General features: G+C 30.7%; 1 pseudogene. It reads right to left on the reverse strand.

What is annotated here, in order from left to right:
• Positions 1 to 75: 75 nt before the first annotated feature.
• Positions 76 to 303, reverse strand: a pseudogene (locus B5P42_RS31695) (MerR family transcriptional regulator); the annotation flags it as partial.

Below are 303 nucleotides of genomic sequence, written 5' to 3' on the forward strand. Positions count from 1 at the left end.
CCCTTATTGTATGTATGCTATATTTCTATTCCTCTTTTTCCGACATTAGAACCCTACAAAGAATAGCAACCACATCTAATTTTTAAACAAACCGAAAAAGCCTTTCCGTTTTTGTTTCTGATTTTGCTTCTGCATATCTCTAATGTTTTCAAGCAATAACTGATCTCGTTTCTCTAACTTCTTCTCTATAAAAACTTCTAATTCATTGTTTTTACCTTCTACTTCCGTTAATTTTCTCTCTGTATTAGCTAAATGCTCTTTTGTAATAACTAATTCATTCGTAATCTCCTGTAATTTTTGAAC

The sequence above is a fragment of the Bacillus sp. SRB_331 genome (assembly GCF_003264175.1).
Lineage (GTDB): Bacteria > Bacillota > Bacilli > Bacillales > Bacillaceae_G > Bacillus_A > Bacillus_A mycoides.